Origin of the sequence: Halorhodospira neutriphila (assembly GCF_016584055.1) — a bacterium.
Lineage (GTDB): Bacteria > Pseudomonadota > Gammaproteobacteria > Nitrococcales > Halorhodospiraceae > Halorhodospira > Halorhodospira neutriphila.
In genome coordinates, this window is the sequence record NZ_NRSH01000219.1 from 1 (window position 1) to 1896 (window position 1896).

Here is a 1896-nt window from a genome sequence, read left to right on the forward strand (position 1 = left end):
CGGCACCGACATCCTCTACCACGGCTACTACGACGTCGGCATCGCCGTCTCCTCCCCGCGCGGGCTGGTCGTCCCCGTGCTGCGCGACGCCGACCGCCTCTCCTTCGCCGAGATCGAGCGCCAGATCGGCGAGTTCGGCGAGCGGGCCCAGGAGGGCAAGCTCAGCATGGAGGAGCTGACCGGGGGGACCTTCACCATCACCAACGGCGGGATCTTCGGCTCGCTGTGCTCGACACCCATCCTCAACCCGCCGCAGAGCGGCATCCTCGGCATGCACAAGATCCAGGAGCGGCCCGTGGCCCGGGACGGCGAGGTGGTCGTCCGGCCGATGATGTACCTCGCCCTGTCCTACGATCACCGCATCGTCGACGGCCGCGAGGCGGTGCAGTTCCTGGTGACGATCAAGGAGTGCATCGAGGACCCCGCCCGACTGCTGCTTGAGGTTTGAAGATGTCCAACGCCTACGACGTGATCATCATCGGCGCCGGGCCCGCCGGCTACTCCGCCGCCATCCGCTGCGCCCAGCTCGGCATGCGCACCGCCGTGGTCGACGAGTTCGTCTACAAGGACGGCGAGCCCGCCCTCGGCGGGACGTGCCTGAACGTCGGCTGCATCCCCTCCAAGGCGCTGCTCGACTCCTCCGAGCAGTACCACCGGGTCACCGGTGAGCTCGCCGGCCACGGCATCACCGCGCAGGGGGTGGCGCTCGACGTCCCGACGATGATCGAGCGCAAGGACCGGGTGGTGAAGGAGCTCACCGGCGGCGTGCGCCAGCTGTTCAAGGCGAACAAGATCGACTGGCTCCACGGCCACGGCAAGCTCGTCGGCCGGGACACCGTGCAGGTCACCGGCGGCGACGGGGCCGAGGAGCGCTACAGCGCCGACGCCGTGATCCTCGCCAGCGGCTCGCGCAGCGTCGAGATCGGCGCGGCGCCGCTCGACCACGAGCGCATCGTCAACTCCAGCGGCGCCCTGGAGTTCACCGAGGTGCCGCCGCGGCTCGGCATCATCGGCGCCGGGGTCATCGGCCTGGAGATGGCCTCCGTCTGGAGCCGGCTCGGCTCCGAGGTCGTGCTCCTCGAGGCCCAGGACGAGCTCCTCGCCCCGGTGGACCGGCAGATCGTGCGCACGGCGCAGAAGGCGTTCAAGGGCCAGGGGCTCGACATCCGCCTCGGCTGCCGGGTGACCGGCACGCAGGTGGGGGGCGACGGCGTGACCGTCGCCTACGAGGACCCGAAGGGGCAGCAGGAGCTGGCGGTGGACCGGCTCATCGTCTGCGTCGGCCGCCGGCCGAACACCGACGACCTCTTCTCCGACGAGCTCGACCTGCTCCTCGACGAGCGCGGCTTCATCAACGTCGACGAGCAGTGCCGGACGAACCTCCCCGGCGTCTACGCCGTCGGCGACGTGGTCCGCGGCCCGATGCTCGCCCACAAGGGCCAGGAGGAGGGCGTGATGGTCGCCGAGCGGCTCGCCGGCAAGGCGGGCGCGGTCAGCTACGAGACCATCCCGTGGGTGATCTACACCGAGCCCGAGATCGCCTGGGTCGGCCGCACCGAGGCGCAGCTCAAGGCCGCCGGCGTGCCGTACACCACCGGCACCTTCAACTTCGCCGCCAACGGCCGGGCCCGCGCCATGGACCGGCCGACGGGGCTGGTCAAGCTCATCGCCCACGCCGAGACGGACCGGCTGCTCGGGGCGCACATCATCGGCCCCCAGGCCTCGGAGCTCATCGCCGAGGCGGTGGTGACCATGGAGTTCGCCGGCGCCGCCGAGGACCTGGCGCGGACCATCCACGCCCACCCGACCCTCTCCGAGGCCGTCCACGAGGCGGCGCTGGCCGTGGGCAAGCGGGCCATCCACAAGGCGAACTGAGCCCCCGCCCGGGCAGGCGCG

The 1896-nt window shown here is 71.5% G+C and carries 2 protein-coding genes; both read left to right on the top strand.

What is annotated here, in order from left to right; genetic code table 11:
• Positions 1 to 448, top strand: a 448-nt coding sequence (locus tag CKO13_RS11920) for a 2-oxo acid dehydrogenase subunit E2 (protein ID WP_200261313.1), incomplete at its 5' end; no start/stop codon positions are given.
• A 2-nt stretch (positions 449 to 450) separates the two neighbouring features.
• The gene (gene lpdA, locus CKO13_RS11925) at positions 451 to 1875 is read left to right on the top strand and encodes a dihydrolipoyl dehydrogenase (RefSeq protein WP_200261315.1); all 1425 of its coding nucleotides are present in this window, start codon (positions 451 to 453) and stop codon (positions 1873 to 1875) included.
• The last annotated feature ends 21 nt before the right edge of the window (positions 1876 to 1896 follow it).